Source organism: Paenibacillus terrae HPL-003 (assembly GCF_000235585.1).
GTDB lineage: Bacteria > Bacillota > Bacilli > Paenibacillales > Paenibacillaceae > Paenibacillus > Paenibacillus terrae_B.
Window position 1 is genome coordinate 4,904,059 of record NC_016641.1, and the last position, 18,722, is coordinate 4,922,780.

Genomic DNA, 18,722 nt, shown 5'->3' on the forward strand with positions numbered 1-18,722 from the left:
TATGACTTGAAGGAGATAGATCACTTGGATGTACTATATAAAAAATTGAGCAATAATCATGAAATAACGGTATACGACACCACAGAGCTGTATGGTGAAAAGGGATTATTCCGGGTGATGCAGTTTTCAAATGCAGCCGTACAAGGCGCGGTGGATTTAAATCATCCGCAACGCATTCTGTTCGAATATCCGAGAGCGATCATCCATCTCATGGAGCTGAACGATCCGTCATTTGAAGACGTGTTTGTAATCGGGCACGGCATAGGTACGATTGCGGGGCATTTTACAGATAAACGCTTTAAGATTGCCGAGCTGGATGCACTAGTCGTGGAGTTCAGTCGAACATTCTTTGGATACAACAAGGAAAATGTGACTGTTGGTGATGGACGCCGTATTTTGGAGAAGGAAGCGCCAGATGCTTATGATTATATTATTTTAGACGCCTTCACAGATCAGGGAACGCCGTCGCATTTAATATCCCGGGAATTTTTCAGGATCGTCAAAGAAAAGCTAGATTCCGAAGGCTCCATGATTATGAACTTAATGGGCAAAAGTGAGCACGATCATTTGATGAATGCCATTCATACAACGTTGCGTGAGGTATTCGCTTATGTCACAGCTTTCGCTCTCCCCTCGGAAGGCGCTGCCGACATTCAAAATATTATTATGATAGGCCGGGACAAGCCAATCCGGTTTCAGGCACGCCATATGGCAGGCTTTTATGAGATTGCACTTGGAGAAGGTCACATTCTACAAGACACGGATACCTGATGATATACAGTAAATCCGAATCTTTGAATTTAACTCCGGGGCGTTCCTCCCGATCATCCATCAACACTACAGAGAGGATCGTCAAGCCGTAGGAGCCGATGAACCCCGAGGGGGTTCCAGTCGCCTTTGACACGGTATCTGAACTTGCTATTTCGAATTTTTCACTACCTAAAACATGTTTAAATTTTACTTCGTTGATCTCATGATCTCCCCTGACGACTACAGCAATGGGTTGATCGTCAGCCATATAAATCAGTGTTTTGATCATATCTTGTTGCTGTATTTGCAGCGATTCAACCAGTTGATCTATCGTGCGTAGACCTGGAGTATGAAACTTTTCCATAAGCTGATGGCTGATCACTTCGGCTTCTGCGGGTGATTCACGTAATGTTTCAGTAATAATCGACTTTGGCGCATGTGTGGCTGCCTCCTTGTGTGGAGGATAAAATATACGCAAAAAAGACACATCCGTCAGGGACGAATGTGTCGTGGTACCACCCTTTAATTTTACGGCGGTTGTTGAACCTTTGATCCTTGGTCAAGGAGATAACTCTCTATCTGGAATTCATCCAGAGGCATGCACGATATTTTGATTTCAAAATAATTAAACGTCGGTGGTTGCCATATTGCATAATGAGTGGCCAAATTTTAGGGCGTATACGCCTGCGAAAACCCAAAACAAAGCGGACAAACCGAGGCGAAATGTCCCAAATACGAACCGCCTCCTGCTTTACTCCTTTGGGCAACTCATTGGAGAAAAGAAAACGGTTAAGCGATCGTGTAATAACTCCTGTTATCGCTTCAATCGTGCTGACATCCATCACAATGATCGTATCAGAGCGCTGGAGCCGCTCCGTAAAATAATAATCATGATAATTCCCTTCGATGATCCATTCTTCCTTTTCGAGCACTTCGCCCAGCTGTTTGAAAAATTGTTTGTCCGTGCTCCGCTTCCACTCCGGTCCCCAATACAAATCATCCAGAGAGATGTACGGCAAATGAGTCCACTTGGATAGACGTTTGGCAAAAAAGGTTTTGCCGCTCCCCGGCGAACCGATCACGATAATACGTTTGGCGTGCTGCACAGCAAAAATTTCGTCATCCATACTCTGATGTAAGGGCAGTATTGTATAGATCAGTCGATAAAGGGAACCTACCACGAAAGAACCTCCCTTTAAAAACATATACAGGAGGAACAGCGGCAAAAAAACGATAGCGTATTTCACACGGTTCATCAAGCGATCTGCTCCTTTTACAGTTTCAGCAACAAAAAGTAGGTTAGATTCTCTTCTTCATTTATGTATCTTTCTCCTTAAAATACCCACCCTTAAAAAACACAAAATTTTGCGCATGTATGCCGTACAGCTCCTTGAACATGGAATGAAGATTATTTAGAGAAATGGTCTCTGAAACCGTCCGATCCGTTTGAATGGTCAAGGCGACACAGCTGATTCCGAATTGACACACTTGCTCCATAGGGTATCCTTGGATAATTCCATATATCATTCCGGCAATAAAAGCATCATCTGCGCCCGTGACATCCATAACTTCCTGAACTGGGTGCCTAAAAATTTGTCCATGAGATCCATCCTGCGAGGCAAACAAAACACTGTCTGCTCCCCGAATAAGAATTACATTTTGAACCCCGAGTTGATGAAAAATACGGGTTGCATCCAGCATTTGCTGATCATCCTGAAGCTCTATTCCCAAATAGGATTCAGCTTCTACCTGGTTACATACCAGCCAACCCACCCCATTCAAATTTCGAGGAAGCCTTCTCATTTTGGAGGCGGACACTGAAGAAACGACAAGCGGAATCCGATGTTCATGACATAGCCGTATGGTGGATGCAATGACGTTCATAGAGAAATTCGTGTCCAACAGCACTAGTCGGGACGAGGCGATCAAAGGAGTATTTTCAAAGATTACTGAAGGACGGATCTGATCATAAATCTCCATCTCTGCTGTCGCTACAATCAGCTCACCACGCTCGTCCAGCAAAGCAGTGTAAACCCCGGTTGATGGTTCACCTTTGACTTGCATAGGAACCACTTTCATGTAATGTCTAGACTGCTCGACTATAAATTCACCTTCCGCATCATCTCCAACTGCGGTTAACAGGATGGCCTGTTGGCTTAGCCTCCCCAAATTTTCGGCTACATTGCGAGCCACCCCACCGCAAGATTGCTGCCTGGTGCTACTCGGATTGGAGGTGTGAAGCTGAAATGTACCTTTAATCATAATTTTACGGTCAAGATTGGCCCCCCCGATACATAGTATTTGCTGTCTAGAGGGCCAAGGCTCGTCCAGTTCATTTTTGTGAATCCGTTTTAATTTCATCATTTTACTCCTTTCGCGAGTCTATTCGCATAGGATGTTTTAAATTTGTACAGAAATAGGTACTTTATAAAATTAACATGTTCCAAATGTCAAATTCTCAAGAATCATGTCGAATCCATTAAAAAACCCTAAAGATGCACAAAAAAATTTCATATACTTCTAAACTCTCAACAACAAAAAATCACCTTATCGTAAAAATACCATCCATTTTACGATAAGGTGATTTGATTAAAAATACAGCCTAAATCCTTCATTGCAATATGCTATTTTAAAATAAATAGAGCAGCTCCATGAGGAGATACCTCTGCGGAAAGTTCTTGCTCTAAAGTGCCCAGATCCACACGATTCCATAAGTCTCTGCCACTTGTCTGTCCTTCAATGCCAAGGTCCTGCAGCGATACACAGACCCGCGATGCTGCGTCTCCAGCATTAAACAAAGCCGCATATACATGACCTTCCTCGTTATGCGAAGTCCATACGATATGTTCATCCTTTCTGTACACCTGCCGAGCATCCAAACCGTTGTGGTGAGCATCCAGCACCTCTTCATTGGTCAGCAGAGAAAGTGTCCACGCATCATTATCCCGCAGTTCTCCCCCAAACATCAGCGGGGACCGGAAAATACTCCACAAGGTCATCATCGTCAGTTGCTCATCCTTCGTAAAGCGTGTCCAGCGGTCATGGCTACCGGAATCTACAGAATCTACCGAGCGAATATCCAGGTGACCCAATGGCAGCATGTCGCAATCCGGCCAGTGGCCTGGGCCCACGTGCTCTGCCCATTTCTCGCAGCGCTCAAACATACCATACAGCAAAGACCATACATCCCAGAAATCGTCGGTCATGCGCCACATATTGGCGCTTGCGATCAATTCGGATGCATGCTCCAGCGGTGCCGGACCGGGCGACAAACTCAAAACCATCGGACGCCCGCATTGGGCGATGGCCTGTCTGATCATTTCAATTTCCGCCAAATGAGTATCATAGAGTCGGGAAGCTGCGATATCATCCACTTTTACAAAATCAACACCCCATTCCGCATAGAGGTCAAACAGCGAATTATAATATTCCTGTGCGCCTTCCTTGGTAGCATCTACCCCATACATATCTGTATTCCAGGGACAAATGGAGTTGGGATGTGCAATCTGTCTCGCCGTTGCCTGGGTTCCCAAAATCGGCGTATCCTGATGTACCGCCTGTCTCGGAATGCCTCTCATAATATGTATACCGAATTTCAAGCCCAGACTGTGTACATATTCCGCAAGCGCCTGGAAGCCGCGTCCATCTGCTGCGGAAGGAAAACGATTCACTGCTGGAATAAGACGTGAAAATGAATCCATTTCCAGCGGAACAAATGAACGATATTGTGAAGAAACAGCTCCCGGCTCATACCACTGAATATCTACCACGACATATTCCCAACCACAGTCCTTCAAGTGTTCTGCTATATACTGCGCATTTCCCCGTACTTCTTCCTCACGCACCGCTGCGCCGTAGCAATCCCAGCTATTCCACCCCATAGGGGGTGTATGCGCTACCAAATGATGCTTCATTCCGATTCATCCTTTCATCTAAGAGTACTCATCCTGCTGCCAAAATCCACCTCATCACTACAGTATTATTATAATGTAAACCCTTACTTTTGTCGCTCGTCAGCTGCTTCTTTATTTTCCATTCCCACTTTTTATACAAATAAGTTGACTAACTTAAAGAATGTGGTACATTTAAAAATGGTTGTTAAAAAACTTTGACTTGAATCAGAGGGTGATTTTACGTGTGCGAGCATGCTTATCGAATTTTGTTGTTTTACAAATATGTCAATATTGAAGATCCTGCCACCTTTACAGCAGAGCATCTGGCTTACTGCAAGGGGTTGGGCGTCAAGGGAAGAATTTTGATCGCTCAGGAAGGGATTAACGGGACACTGTCTGGTACGGTAGAGCAAACGGAGCAATATATCCGTGATTTGCGCGCCAATCCGAAATTCCACGATATCGTTATTAAAATAGATGAGTCAGATGGTCATGCGTTCAAGAAAATATTTGTACGCCACCGTCAGGAGCTTGTTACGTTGCGTCATGAGGATGAGCTGGATCCTAACGTAATCAGTGGCAAGCGTTTGTCACCGAAGGAGTTTTATGAGCAGCTTCAAGGTGAAGATGTGGTTGTGCTGGACGGACGTAACGACTATGAATATGACATCGGTCATTTCCGTGGCGCCATTCGTCCGGAAGTCGAATCTTTCCGTGAATTTCCACAGTGGATTCGCGACAATATGAGTCAGTTCAAGGACAAGAAAATACTGACGTATTGTACTGGCGGCATCCGATGCGAAAAGCTGTCCGGTCTTTTGATCAAAGAAGGCTTTAACGATGTAGGCCAGCTGGATGGCGGCATTGTAACCTACAGCAAGGAACCGGAAGTCCAAGGTCGTTTGTTTGACGGTAAATGCTATGTGTTTGATGAACGCATCTCGATCCCGATCAACCATACGGATGAAGACGTCATTGTGGGCAAGTGCTTCCATTGTGAGACACCAAGCGATCACTACATCAACTGTCCGGTGTGCAATCTCCAGCATATCGTATGTCCGGACTGCGAAGAGCAGCATCAACATTATTGCTCTGACGATTGCCGTATTACTGCGGAAACCGTTGCTTCTGCCTAAATCAGCAGGATAATTGCTTTCAACATAAATAGGGATGTTCTACAGCCGTTCAACATGGCTGAGGACATCCCTTTTGTCATGCTACTCGCAATAACTGCGAGTTCCTTCATAGTATATGCCTATGACCTTGATCGTATTTTCATCTTGGACGGACTCGAAAGCTGCGCCTTATAATTGAAAATGTATTTACAGAAAGGATGGGTGTATTTTCATGATTCAAATCGTACTTTCAACCCTTCTATCCGTTATCGTTCCTCTGTCCATTCCGGTGATCGCCGGTTTTTTACTCGGCAAACTCATGAAGCTGGAAACGAAACCGCTCTCGACTTTATACTTATATTTTTTAAGTCCCGCGATGATTCTGGACACGCTGCTCAAGGCACAGCTTTCTTGGCATGATGTGGCACAAACTGCCGCCTTTTCGATCTTGAATCTGCTGCTGTTGTGGGGAATTGCGCAGATTGCAGGGAAAATGTTTAAGCTGAGCGCCCCTGAAACGGCCGGACTCACCTTAATCTCCACGCTGACCAATAGCGCCAATTATGGCCTCCCCCTAATTTTACTTGCCTTTGGGCAGCTTGGATTGGATAAAGCCTCCGTGTATGTTGTCATCCAGATGATTCTGGTCAATACCCTTGGAGTTTACTTTGCAGCCCGCTCTGAATTTTCCGTCCAAAGCGCAGTCAAGTCGGTATTCTCGCTACCTGCGATCTATGCGGCTCTGCTGGCGATGGGACTTCGATTGTTGGACTTGCATCTGCCCTCCGGTATTCAATCAGGCGTCTCGATGATTGCTGCAGCCTATTCTCCAGTCGTGCTGGCAATCCTCGGGACCCAAATGGCTTATGTAAAAATATTTAAGCTGGAGCCGTCTATTAAAAAAGCCAGCTACGCAGGACTCATCATCCGACTTCTGCTCTCTCCGCTTGCGGCCTGCCTTGCCATGCTGATACTGGGGATATCAGGCCTTTTGTTCTCCGTGCTCTTTATTCTGGCTTCCATGCCAGTTGCCGTGAATGCTGTCATCTTAGCAGAAAAATTCAATGCATCGCCCAAACTCGTATCTACCTGTATCCTGTGGAGCACTTTAGCCTCATTCCTGATTTTGCCTATCCTCATTATGATCGTAGCATGATAGCTAGAAAAAAACTCTCTATAGTGTAGAGAATCCAGTATGCAGCCTACTGTCGATTTAGGCTGCATACACTCTGTTAGCGTATTCGTGGAAAACTGATCCAACCCAGCAGATTTAATCTTGACTTTTTTCCCTTTTCCCGGATTTGGCCCATAAATTCTCCAAGAAACCGTTCCCACTTTAAACCTATTTCTTTTTTCGCGCTATCGTTTTCAAGCACGCATCTTACACTCTGGTTTAAGGCAGATTCCAGGTGCGATAAGGCTTCGCGTAAATGATTATCTATACTTTGTTCATCCATTTATCCGTTCTCCTCACTTTTGGGTATTGTCAAGCAATGAGATTTCTTGGTCAAGCTGCTTTTTCATTCTTTCAAATTGGGCTTCGGCAATAATATCTTCCACTTCTTGCCGGGCTAATTCAATGTAAGATTTGCTCCGATTGATCAAGTTGGCTCCACCTTGCACGCCAGCTTCGGCAAGAGGTCGGAAAGTAGTTTTAGCAATAGGGAGCAAAGCAGAAGCGGCAAAGGCGAGCGCAGTGCCAATTACAATTTTGTCAATATTATTTTGCAGCATCGTGATCCTCCTGGTAATGAAGTATTACTGCGGCCGTTTAAGCCGCAGCATAGGTTTGATTTGCAGGCAAAGCCCCGATTGCTTGCCTTTTTGAAATCAGAGCCAAAATCGGTTTGGACAAAAGAGATACCGATCCGGCTACGCCAAGGATGGGAATCCAATATTTCAGCGGCAGACTGGCGGTATGGAAAAACCCTGCCAATGGCGGGATATACAGTGCTCCAAGCAGAGCCAGCCAAGAAACGCAGAGAGCTCCGATCAAAAAGCGATCCTTCGTCCAATCGCGCACTGTTTCTTCAGAGCCTTCCTGTCTCCATGAAAAGGTTTGGATCAATTGCCCTGCGACCAATGTTGCAAAAGCAACGCTCTGAGCGACAGGCATTGGCGTACCGACTGCAAGGCTTGCGGCAAATAAGCCGAGCGATCCCAATCCCAGCAGAACCCCTCTTATAATCACTTTCTGGTACAGGTCTTTATCGATGAAATCGATTCGTTTCTGTTGCTTCGTTTTCTGCCCAGGATTTACAGCGAGAACCATTGCTGGCAAAGCATCGGTCAACAAATTCATCAGCAGAATTTGAATAGGAACCAAAGGGATCGGCAATCCGACCATCACGGCGACGCTGGTGACGATGATCTCAGCCAGATTTCCAGTTAATAAACAGCCGAGTGCCTTACGAATATTTCCAATAATCGTTCGACCCTCTTTGACTCCTTCTAGTATCGTGCCGAAATGATCTTCCGTTAGCACCATATCCGCAGTTTCCTTCGTTACTTCTGTTCCTGTTCTTCCCATTGCGATACCAACGTTGGCTTGTTTGATAGCAGGCGTATCGTTGACGCCATCGCCAGTCATGGCAACGATTTGTCCTCGTTTTTGCAGCGCTGTTACAATGCGAAGTTTATGCTCCGGCGTGACCCGGGCAAAAATGGATACTTGGTCCACAATTTGGCTCAACTCTTCGTCTGATAAACGGTCAAGCTCATGCCCAGTTACAACACTCTGCGCATCACTGTTAATTCCGAGTTGCTTCGCAATGGCAATGGCGGTAATCGGGTGGTCGCCTGTGATCATCACAGGTTTTAGCCCAAGTGCAAAAGCTTCCTGAATATTTTGTTCTACTTCAGGTTTGGGAGGATCCATCATGCCAGTCATGCCGACATAAATTAACTCATGTTCGTCATCAATGAACTCGTTGTCGACGCTCTCATCCAGAGGTCGATATGCGAAAGCAAGCACACGAAGTGCTGCGGCTGAAAGCTTTTCATTTTGCTGTATAATGTACTGCTTCTGTTCTTCAGATAGAGGCAATATTTCTCCGTTCTTTTGATATCGATTGCAATGGCGGAGAATCGTCTCAACGGCCCCTTTTGAAAAGAGATAGCATTCCTGTTCCGCCTGAACCTCCTTGCAAACCACGCTCATTTTCGCGGTTTTAGAATCAAATGGGATTTCATGCCCGCGATGCCAATGGGTCATATCGCTAAGCCATAGTCCGTTTTTGGCTGCAAGCGTCAACAGCGCGCCCTCAGTTGGATCCCCTTTGGTCATCCACTGTCCTTCCTGCTGCTCAAGCTTGCTGTTATTGCATAGCAAGCAGATTTGCAGCAAGCGAGCCAAATCAGGATGCGTTGAAGGGTTTCCGTAATTTCCTGCATTTTTGAACCCTGCCGTTGCAGCCGCAACCTCGGGAGCAAGCTCCTCCAATGCTCCCGTCGGTTCGTAACCATCGCCTGTTACAGTCCACGCGCGATCCGCGGTAGTGAGCGCTTTTACCGTCATTTCATTTTTGGTTAATGTACCAGTCTTGTCTGTGCAAATAACCGTAGTCCTTCCTAATGTTTCCAATGAGGAAAGCTTTCGGATCAGCGCGTTTTTCTTCGCCATACGGAAGATGCCTGCGCTGAGGGCAATGGTGATGGTAACCGGAAGCCCTTCAGGGATGGCAGAAGCCGCCAGTGTGACCGAAGTTGAAATCATTTGTGGAAAAGGGATGCCACGGAGCATACCAATTGCGAATACGATTCCTCCAACAACAAGAGCGCCTTTCACAAATTTTTTGCTAATGGATGTTACTTTTTCCTGTAAAGGGGTTACTTCTTTTTCCTGCTGCTTCAAAAGCGACATTAAATGCCCCATCTCGGTATTCATACCGGTTTGTACAACAATCCCCTTTCCCTTGCCTCCGCACACGTCGGTTCCCATAAAGAGCATGTTGGTTCTCTCAGATAAAGCACAATCTTCTGGCAAAGAGGACTCATTCTTTTCGACGGGAAGAGATTCCCCGGTCAGGGTCGACTCGTTGACTCGCATGTTCCATGAGTTGATCAACCGGATATCCGCTGGAACGCGGTCCCCCGCTTCTAGGGAAACAATATCGCCGGGCACCAATTCCACAGCATTTAGCTCTACGTGCTGGCCTTGTCTAATGGCTTTACATAGCGGGGGTTGAAATTGATTCAGCTTGTCCACAACTTTTTCCGCTTTGCGTTCCTGCATTGTTCCAATAGCGGCATTCGCGAGCAGGATTGCCCCCATTGCAAGTCCATCGAATACTCCCCCCGTCAGAAAGGCCAGTGCACTTGTACCAAGGAGGATCAGCGTTGTGAATTCCTTGAATTGGCCTAAATATGCAATGAGCCAAGGAGTAGGTTTTTTACTCTCAAGCTGATTTGAACCATATTGGTTTCTTATAGAAAGAACCTGATCAGAGGTCAACCCGCTTTGTAAGTTGGTTTGAAGCTTCGCGATGATTTGTTCGTTAGGTAGTTGATACCAGGCAAAAGCTTCGGAGGCGACCGCAGCCTCATTCATATACGCCATTTCCGGTGGAGATGACAAGGCTTCACTCCTGTTTTTCGTTCTGGATATAAACACAAGCGATAAAGCATCTCCGATCAAATTGGTCACTGGAGCACTGATCATGCCTAATGTAGCAAAAATGGATCCAACAATATTCCATTTTTTAGCAATTACAGCATGCTCGTTTACGATTTGCTCTGTTTTCTCGGCGTACATAGCACTTTCCTGTATATGTTGCAGCTCATGAATGGAAATCGTCTGGATTCCTGCTTCTTTATAAAACTCATTGAGCGGATTTTGCTCCAGACCGGTGACAAATAAAACCTCTTCGCCATGCTGCTTGAGTTCAGCAATCCGTTCAATCACTTCGCCTTGTTCAAAAGATGACCAGCATGTATCCATTCGGTATCGGGAAAGCTCGTCAGTACTGATATGAAGGCTGTTATGCAACAGACCAAGCCGCCACCCTTTTTCTCTGAGTGAAAAGGCGGCAGAGCCATATTCGTTGACCGCTGATAGCCGATGTCTGGCAATTAGCCCAAGACATTCCCCTTTGGCATCCCCCTGGCTTCCGACCAGAAGAACGTCGTATTCATTTCTTGCAAGCCTCTTGGATTTAAGCTCATAGAAACTGCAATCAATACCGTGTTCCTCCATGTATTTATAGCTGCCAATGATAACCTGCCTATCATTGACTTTTCCTTTTATACCCTGTGGCTCTTCTTCCACATGAAAAGCTGTGCGGATCGTCCTGCAAGTCCGTTTCGCCTTGCTGAACACCTCTTCTTTCCATGGATGTTCTGTTCTCCCCATTAATGAAGCCGCCAAACATATCGCTTTATCCGCATCTTGCTCCTTCTCCGCCATGCATTGAATTTCTTCAATCTCTGGACGGTTAAACAAGAGTGATGAATCTTCGAATAAAATCGTTTTCGTTCGAGCGAGTTGGGATAATGATCCTTTTTCCGGAATCACGTATTTTCTTTCTCCTGAAACGAGCTCGGCCTGTTTCCAGGCATGCTCAGCAGGTACGGTCATCACCCGCGGATTTGCTGCCAGAAGTACAGCGATTGCACGAAGCGGATTCCGGGTAACAGCCCAAGTCATTCCGGCTGCAATAAAGCCTAATCTGCCTGCTTTATCGCTATAGGTTTGAATTTCCGGTGACAAAGAAACCTCTTGCTGTCTATTTAATGCAGAATCGCTTCGCTTCCAGTTCACATATTGCAAAATGCTGAGTCCGGCAAGCACTACAAGATTTTCGCGCATAAGCGCGAGAGCGAGAGCGCTTGTACCTAAAATAAGATCCGAGTTTATTTTTTTCTTATCCGAGTAAGTCTGAATTCCTCGTTTGAGAAAAGGGTAGCCGGTTACGACAGATACGAGCGCCGATAAAAAGAACGGCGCCGGACTTCTTGCCAGGGCTGAACGTCCTAAAAAGACCTGCTTGATTCCCAGCACGGCTAAACCGCTCATGGAAATAGCCAATGCAATGGGGATTTTTTCCTTTGGCTCGCCCGTATTGGTCTTAGGCGTCGTAGGGATCATCGGCAAATCACAAGGAATATCCAATTCAACCTGGGTAGCGGCAGCTTCCCGCTCTGCTTCCTTCGACCCGGAAGGCTCGTTTTGGATATCCGGGCGGTCTGTTAGATTGGCCGAACAAATCCGATCTTCTGTTTCACGGAGTATATGGAAAATGTGCTGCTCAGAAACAAGCTTTACATCGTAAAGCAGCAGCACTCTGCCCGTCACTGTACAGGGTTCCGCTCTGTAAATTCCACTACAAGCGGACAGATTTTTGGATAAAAGCTCTGCGGCAGCTTTGCTTCCCTGCAAGCCGTAAATTTCCATTCGTATCCTGCCAGGAAGGACATGAAGAAACCTGTTTTTGTTTCGCAGCAATACCATATTTAACCCCCTCTTCCATATCAAAGCCAAAATCGACTTTACTTATGGTTAACAATAGTTAGTAAAATATGCATTTTATTTTCTAAATGTAATCTAGTATAAAATTCTTATTTAAAGGAATTATTTTACTAACAACTTTTTGAGGAGAGTGTATTGTGGTCAAATCACCGCTCGGTATTATTTTCGCTGCTGCGGCCGTAGCACTTGCTGTGTCCCCCGAAGCCCGCAAAGCCGCACGCAAACTTGCCGTTAAAGGAGCAGGAATTGTGCTTGAGCTCGCGGATCAAGTCAAAGACAGCACTAAAGAGCTACAGTCCGCAGAAGCAGTACAAATTGAAGAAAAGAATACAAATGTAAAATAATTAAAAAAACGTATAATGGGGAACTACTATCGTGGAGTAAAAAAATCAAACAAAGGAGTGATCAGAATGCTTCAAGGCGGTTCATTATGGGGAGGTCTTATCTCCGGAGGTATGACCCAATTGCAGGATACCATTAGCTTGAAGAAAGGACAAATGGATAACAAAGACTATATGGTTCATACTTCGGGGAATTTGACAGGAGCACTCGGCGTCATGGCCGGGATTGAGTATGGGGCTATCCTCGGAACTTCTTTACTGCCAGGAGTAGGGACAGTCCTTGGGTCCGTTGTTGGTGGGTTGTTAGGGAACAGTGTAGGCCAAACTGTCGGAATGCAAGCAGGCAATGTGCTTCTTAACAACCCTTTGTTAAGCAACATGAAACAATCCGCATCGAAAGTAACCGAGTCAATAACAGGCACGATCGTGGATGCAGTGCAGACGAAAGCTTCTCAAGAATAAATAACAAAATATCCATATAACTCGCTAACTTCGTTTAGCGAGTTTTCCCCATTTTAAACGAGAGGAAGCTAACAATCATGACTAAAAACGAACATGAGAATATTCCCGACACGATCACGATCCGCCTTAGCGCCACATGGCAATTGTTCCAAAAAATACGGTATTTATTATTTAGAAAAAAGGAATAAGCAGATGGAGGCATGCGCTGTGAACTATATTAATCGTGAAATAAGCTGGCTTCAATTTAACAGACGTGTTCTTGAGGAAGCGCAAGACGAAAGCACTCCTCTGTTGGAGCGAACAAAGTTCATATCGATTGTTTCCACCAATCTGGATGAGTTTGTCAGCGTCAGGGTCGCAGGACTTATGGATAAAATTAGAGCGGGCAATCAAGAGGTCGATTTCACTGGCTTTACTCCGCAACAGTTACAAGATAAAGTAATCGCCATGATTGAGCAATTAGTAGCAGATCAGTATGCAACCCATGCGCGAATTATTCAACTGCTAAAGGAAGAGGGCCTTGTTTTTACTGCTTATTGCGAGCTTAATCCTGCGCAGCAGAAAGAAATGGAAACCTACTATCTTGAAAAAGTATTTCCTGTGCTAACTCCTCTAGCTATCGATAAAAGCCGCCCTTTTCCTCTGATTCGTTCGAAAAGTGTATATTTGGCCGTCAGTTTGAAGCCGCCTTCCGATGCACCGGGCAAGGAAGTTTATATTGCCTTGGTTGAAATTCCGTCCAATCTGCCTCGCTATATTAAAGTTCCGTCATCGGATCATGATCATTGGCAGTTTATTTTGCTCGAAGATTTGATTAAGCAGCATATTCACACTTTGTTTACTACGTATACGCCTGTTACTTTCCATGCATTCCGTTTAACTCGAAATGCAGACCTTGATTTAAACGAGGAAGAAGCTGAAGATATTCTTGATGAAGTGGAGAAAGTATTGCGCGCAAGAAAATGGGGCACTCCGATTCGTTTGGAAATAGAAAAGGGATTTGATCCATTTGCACTGGAATTACTAGAAAAAGAACTGGAAATTGAAAGCCAGTTTTTAATTACGAATGATGGACCTATTGACTTAAGCTACTTCATGTCATTCGCCAATTCTATCGAGGGATATGAGCATCTCAAGCATTCGAGATTTGATCCTCTTTATCCGCGAGAGTTTACGAATACAGACGATTTTTTTTCAGTGTTGCGGAAAAGAGATGTTCTCTTATTTCATCCGTATGAATCGTTTGACGTTGTTAATGATTTTGTCGAACATTCTGCTGCCGATCCATCCGTTATGGCTATTAAAATGACCTTGTATCGCGTAAACGGTAATTCACGGATTATCCGATCTTTGAATCGAGCTGCCGAAGTAGGAAAGCAGGTCACTGTAGTCGTTGAATTGAAAGCACGGTTCGATGAAGCCCGAAATATCGAATGGGCAAAAGAATTGGAAAAAGCAGGATGCCATGTTGTTTACGGCCTGTCCGGGTTGAAAATTCATGCCAAAATGATTTTGGTTGTACGTAAGGAAGCGGATTCTCTTAGACGTTACATTCATGTCGCCACCGGAAATTACAATGAAGTATCGGCGCAAATATTTACAGATATCGGACTCTTCTCTTCCTATCCGGAGATCGGCGAAGATGTCTCCAATTTATTCAACAAAATTACGGGATTTTCCGCCCCGAGCCAGTGGCATTACCTCAGTGTAGCTCCGGCGCATTTGAAACAACGGTTGTTGAGCTGCATTCAGCGCGAAGTGGAACATGCCTTGAGCGGCAAACCTGCAAGGATTATAGCCAAAATGAACTCGCTATCGAATAAACAGTTGGTCGACGAACTATATTCCGCTTCCCAGGCAGGCGTCCAAATTGATCTGATCGTTCGTGGCATCTGCTGCTTGCGTCCAGGAATTCCCGGGCTGAGCGACAATATTACCGTTCGCAGCATTGTCGGCCGATTTTTGGAGCATTCCCGCATTTTTTATTTTGAGAATGCCGGCACGCCTCAATTGTGGCTATCCAGTGCGGACTGGATGACCAGAAATATGGACAAGCGGATTGAATTAATGTGCCCACTATTGAATGAAGAACATCAATCTGTCGTCATCCAATATTTATTGCTGTTGCTGAACGATAATATTAAAGCCCGACAGCTGCTTCCCGATGGACGATATGTTATGGCGCACAATGAACAGCCCCCTTGCCGTAGCCAGTCAGAGGCTAAAAATCTTGTAGTAAGGAAAAACAACTCTTTTCCTATTCAAAACGAAAGCATAACTCCGTTGGCAGCCTCTGCATACCCAAACGAGTCAGACCTGATTCACTGACTGTTATCATCTGTTGTTTGGTATTGCTTAATAAGATTGTTCAATTTATCCAAAAGGTGTGGCGCCATATCCAAAATCTTGTCGTATACAGTAGGAGAGTTATCCAGGTAGATCGTTTGAACGCCCATTTTGCCGATAATTAAAATGGCGAGAGGTGTTACGGCCACACCTCCGCCCATACCCCCGCCGAATGACGGCGTCACCCTTGCGGAGTGCTGAATGTGCCTCTCCCAGTCGCTTCCACCTGCCGCAAAGCCATAGCTCACTTTACAAATCGGTATGATAATGGTGCCGTCAGACACGGTAACCGGTTCTCCAATGGTCGTATTAACGTCCATCATATCCTTTAAGTGATCTTTCGCCGTTTGTACAAAAGATTGTAATGGATGCTCTGACATTCATTCACCTCTCTACAATGGTTCTCTTATGTCATTGTAGTCAGGATTGGAAAAGAATAAACCGCATTGACTCTCTAGACCATAGAGAGCCATGCACGATCCTGTCTCCACTCCACCTGCACTGGTGTTTCAAAAAAATCGCTTAGCGTTTCACTGCTCAGAATATCAGTCGTTTTGCCTTTGGCAAAAACGGTACCCCGGCGAATCAGAATGGCATGCGTGTACATAGGTAGAATTTCTTCTATATGATGTGTAACATACAGCAAATTCGGCGCACCAGGAGACTCGGACAGCTGACGTATGCTGGTTAGTAAAGCTTCCCTGGAAAAGAAGTCCAGTCCGTTACACGCCTCGTCCAAAATTAGTAGCTTTGGCGAGGCCATCAGCGCACGGGCAATAAGCACTTTTTGCTTTTCTCCCTGTGAGCACCCTTGATACAATCGATCCACGAGGTGAGCACAGCCCAGTTGGGTCATGAGGCGTACGGCCTGCTCATAATCCGTATCCGTTGTTTGATCATAAAGGCCAATGGAGGCAAATTTCCCGCTAATGACAACATCCTGCGTACGCTGACTGCCATTGATTCTTTCCTGTAAAGAGGAACTGACCCAGCCGATGGATTTGCGCAGCTCCCTCAAATCCACATCCCCGAAGGTATGACCCAGCACACCGACACTGCCTGTAGTTGGCCATATGTAACCATTAATCATGTTAAGCATCGTTGTTTTGCCTGATCCATTCAATCCGAGTACAGCCCAATGCTCTCCTTCGGCTACTTGCCAGTTAATTTGATCCAGTATGGTGCGATTGTCCCTTTTCCAGCTTACATTGTTAAGTTCAATGACAGAATTCATGTTTATCCTCCTATTGATCATATCATCTGATGTTTATAAACATAGTAAAAAATCACTTTTACTACATTAATCTTCACTTTCGTAAGAATAGCACAGGGTTGCAGGTTGTTCAATTCTAAATTCACTGTATAAAATTCTTATTAGTAACAGAAACGAAACAGCCCGCTTTCTGCTCCCCCATACATACAGGAGCAAAAAGCGGGCTGTTTCGTTGTTTTATGATTTGGATTTTGAAACGATGAAATCCGTTATGCTGAATGTGTGGTCCTCCGAACATACTTAAATGATTTCATGCCGATTCCTCCTCAAAATCATTTTATATGTCTATATTTACTCATTCTTTATCAACAGGATGTTCGATTCGATCCTTATATTCATCAAAATATATATTTCCATTAGAACTGATTACAGCATAATTGATGTTTTCAATCGAAAGCCCCTTCTTTTTTATCTGTGAATGTAGCCACTCTGTTGTAATGTCATTCTCCTTCAAATTAGCTTCAATAATGCTCCCGTCCATAATCAATTCAATAGGAAAAATATGTTCGGAACGATCGTCCAAATGCAAATCTTTTCTAGTTACAGGTTTACTTTCCCACTTGGGTAATACGGAAATGGCTCCATTCATTTCGAGTACGGCATAATGAACGTCTTGAATATTAAAAATATTTTTACTTCTTAGCTCCTGATTCAGTGTATCCAGCGTTATCTTAAGCTTTCTCATATTGCTCTCCAAAATTTTTCCTTCCTGAATTAATACGGTTGGTTTTCCTGATAACCAACTTCTCAGTTTTCGGTTCTTCATGGCAAGAAACATTAGCATGTAAGCAATTACGGTAAATACAAGCAAGGACGTAAGTAAAATCCTTATACTTATTGTGTTATTAAAGGCAAGATTCGCGGTAATGGCCCCCAATGTAATGGCAGCCACAAAATCATGGTAGGTCATTTGGGCAATAGTCGATTTGCCCAATATACGTGCTATAAGCATCATTAGGGTAAATGCGGATATTGACCTTAACACGGTCTCCCACAGTTCCATATATCAAGACCTCAGTTCTGATTGTTTTCATATAGCTTTTCCAATTCCACTTTTTTCATTACACTCATTTTCGGTTAGCGATAAAACAGGAACATCGAGTATGTAAAAAGGATGAACCGACTAGGGCATTCATCCTTTTATTTCTCCATTCGGAGCTACAGTCACCGAATTCATTCCTCGTTCATGCACTTTTTGCTTTTTTAGAGTCTATTTTTTTATTCTTAACCTTATCCTCCTTGTTCTTATTATTTTCTTGATCCTTATTTTTATCTTTGCTCGGAGCTGTAGCCTTGCTCTTTTCATTGGCCAGTCGCCAATAGCTTAAAACTTTGCGGTACATCGACTTATCCTTTAATTGATTGAAAATATACGGATCAGGCTTCGTATTCACCTCGATAATCCATGGGGTAAAGGTGCGATCCAGTCCAATGTCCACTCCAATTTGACGGAAATTCGGATATGTTTTTTGCAGTTGTGTGGCAATAGTAATGCCCAGGGCATTCAGCTTCTTTATCAGCTCAGCCTGCTTGCTTTGGGGTAAATGGGACTTTAGCAACTCCGCCAGTGCCATCGGCTTACCCCCGCTATGATAATTGGTTACAATTTTACGGGGATGACCGAGCCGGCCAATAATTCCGGTAGACTCCCACGGTCCTTTTGCATTGCGCTGCACCATGACCCGGATATCAAAGTAGCGCTTCTGATGGCGCAGTAAATGGATTCCCTTTTGAATGAGATAGCTTTTCTTCCCCGTTTTCTTCGACAGACTGGCATATAGTGCCTCTACATTTTTGAACTCCAAACGCTTTTCCTCATGTTGATAGGCAAAACGCTGACCTTCCTGCTCTACTCTCATTACACCTTTACCGAATGTACCTCGCTCAGGTTTTACATAGACCATACCGTACTTCTCCAGCATTAACTTCAAATTGGCTTTGGTATATTTCCGGGTATCTGGCACAAACGGCTTGATACCCCGATGCGGGAGCAGCAATTTGGTTTTATGCCACTTGCTGCGCAAAGCCTGTGCTTGTGAAGAATTCACTTGCCCCTCTCCTTTCTAATCTTAGGGT

The 18,722-nt window shown here is 44.8% G+C and carries 17 protein-coding genes; 6 read left to right on the top strand and 11 right to left on the bottom strand.

Annotated elements, in window-relative coordinates:
• The first annotated feature begins 6 nt into the window (after positions 1-6).
• A complete protein-coding gene (locus HPL003_RS21885; protein WP_081473804.1) occupies positions 7-771 on the top strand; it encodes a spermidine synthase in 765 nt (254 codons plus the stop codon).
• Here the strand turns inward: HPL003_RS21885 and HPL003_RS30050 are convergent.
• From HPL003_RS30050 to HPL003_RS21900, 4 genes are all read right to left on the bottom strand, one after another.
• Positions 665-1,114, bottom strand: coding sequence for a YbaK/EbsC family protein (locus tag HPL003_RS30050; protein WP_274378206.1), 450 nt, complete (start codon positions 1,112-1,114; stop codon positions 665-667). The two genes, HPL003_RS21885 and HPL003_RS30050, sit on opposite strands and share 107 nt — an antisense overlap.
• Before the next feature lie 211 nt (positions 1,115-1,325).
• Complete coding sequence (locus tag HPL003_RS21890; protein WP_014281959.1) at positions 1,326-2,006, bottom strand: P-loop NTPase family protein; 681 nt, start codon at positions 2,004-2,006, stop codon at positions 1,326-1,328.
• A gap of 61 nt (positions 2,007-2,067) precedes the next feature.
• Complete coding sequence (locus HPL003_RS21895; protein WP_014281960.1) at positions 2,068-3,111, bottom strand: carbohydrate kinase family protein; 1,044 nt, start codon at positions 3,109-3,111, stop codon at positions 2,068-2,070.
• A gap of 263 nt (positions 3,112-3,374) precedes the next feature.
• Positions 3,375-4,664, bottom strand: coding sequence for a glycoside hydrolase family 27 protein (locus HPL003_RS21900; RefSeq protein ID WP_014281961.1), 1,290 nt, complete (start codon positions 4,662-4,664; stop codon positions 3,375-3,377).
• A 221-nt stretch (positions 4,665-4,885) separates the two neighbouring features.
• Between HPL003_RS21900 and trhO the strand changes: the two genes are divergently transcribed.
• Together trhO and HPL003_RS21910 are read left to right on the top strand one after the other, a co-directional pair.
• Entirely contained in the window at positions 4,886-5,779 is an 894-nt protein-coding gene (trhO, locus tag HPL003_RS21905; protein WP_014281962.1) for an oxygen-dependent tRNA uridine(34) hydroxylase TrhO, read from the top strand.
• 211 nt (positions 5,780-5,990) lie between these two features.
• Positions 5,991-6,914 carry an AEC family transporter gene (locus HPL003_RS21910; RefSeq protein ID WP_014281963.1) on the top strand — a complete coding sequence of 308 codons (924 nt, stop codon included), beginning with the start codon at positions 5,991-5,993 and terminating at the stop codon, positions 6,912-6,914.
• A gap of 76 nt (positions 6,915-6,990) precedes the next feature.
• Here the strand turns inward: HPL003_RS21910 and HPL003_RS21915 are convergent, their stop codons facing one another.
• From HPL003_RS21915 to HPL003_RS21925, 3 genes are read right to left on the bottom strand one after another with little or no spacing between them, the layout of a single operon-like run.
• Positions 6,991-7,215 carry a hypothetical protein gene (locus tag HPL003_RS21915; protein ID WP_014281964.1) on the bottom strand — a complete coding sequence of 75 codons (225 nt, stop codon included), beginning with the start codon at positions 7,213-7,215 and terminating at the stop codon, positions 6,991-6,993.
• A gap of 13 nt (positions 7,216-7,228) precedes the next feature.
• The gene (locus HPL003_RS21920) at positions 7,229-7,492 is read right to left on the bottom strand and encodes a DUF5132 domain-containing protein (protein WP_014281965.1); all 264 of its coding nucleotides are present in this window, start codon (positions 7,490-7,492) and stop codon (positions 7,229-7,231) included.
• Between the two features lie 37 nt (positions 7,493-7,529).
• A complete protein-coding gene (locus HPL003_RS21925; RefSeq protein WP_014281966.1) occupies positions 7,530-12,206 on the bottom strand; it encodes a cation-translocating P-type ATPase in 4,677 nt (1,558 codons plus the stop codon).
• Between the two features lie 155 nt (positions 12,207-12,361).
• Between HPL003_RS21925 and HPL003_RS21930 the strand changes: the two genes are divergently transcribed.
• The 3 genes from HPL003_RS21930 to ppk1 all read left to right on the top strand — a co-directional run bounded on the left by HPL003_RS21930 (position 12,362) and on the right by ppk1 (position 15,355).
• Positions 12,362-12,568, top strand: coding sequence for a hypothetical protein (locus HPL003_RS21930; RefSeq protein ID WP_014281967.1), 207 nt, complete (start codon positions 12,362-12,364; stop codon positions 12,566-12,568).
• 66 nt (positions 12,569-12,634) lie between these two features.
• On the top strand, positions 12,635-13,027 hold the full coding sequence (locus HPL003_RS21935) for a hypothetical protein (RefSeq protein WP_014281968.1): 393 nt from the start codon (positions 12,635-12,637) through the stop codon (positions 13,025-13,027).
• A gap of 192 nt (positions 13,028-13,219) precedes the next feature.
• A complete protein-coding gene (ppk1, locus tag HPL003_RS21940; RefSeq protein ID WP_043922485.1) occupies positions 13,220-15,355 on the top strand; it encodes a polyphosphate kinase 1 in 2,136 nt (711 codons plus the stop codon).
• Here ppk1 and ytfJ read toward each other — a convergent pair.
• The 4 genes from ytfJ to HPL003_RS21960 all read right to left on the bottom strand — a co-directional run bounded on the left by ytfJ (position 15,349) and on the right by HPL003_RS21960 (position 18,694).
• Positions 15,349-15,753, bottom strand: coding sequence for a GerW family sporulation protein (ytfJ, locus tag HPL003_RS21945; RefSeq protein WP_014281971.1), 405 nt, complete (start codon positions 15,751-15,753; stop codon positions 15,349-15,351). The genes ppk1 and ytfJ overlap by 7 nt on opposite strands.
• A 74-nt stretch (positions 15,754-15,827) precedes the next feature.
• On the bottom strand, positions 15,828-16,607 hold the full coding sequence (locus HPL003_RS21950; protein WP_014281972.1) for an ABC transporter ATP-binding protein: 780 nt from the start codon (positions 16,605-16,607) through the stop codon (positions 15,828-15,830).
• A 334-nt stretch (positions 16,608-16,941) separates the two neighbouring features.
• Entirely contained in the window at positions 16,942-17,649 is a 708-nt protein-coding gene (locus tag HPL003_RS21955; protein WP_014281973.1) for a DUF421 domain-containing protein, read from the bottom strand.
• 181 nt (positions 17,650-17,830) lie between these two features.
• Entirely contained in the window at positions 17,831-18,694 is an 864-nt protein-coding gene (locus HPL003_RS21960; protein ID WP_014281974.1) for a YheC/YheD family protein, read from the bottom strand.
• Positions 18,695-18,722 lie beyond the last annotated feature (28 nt).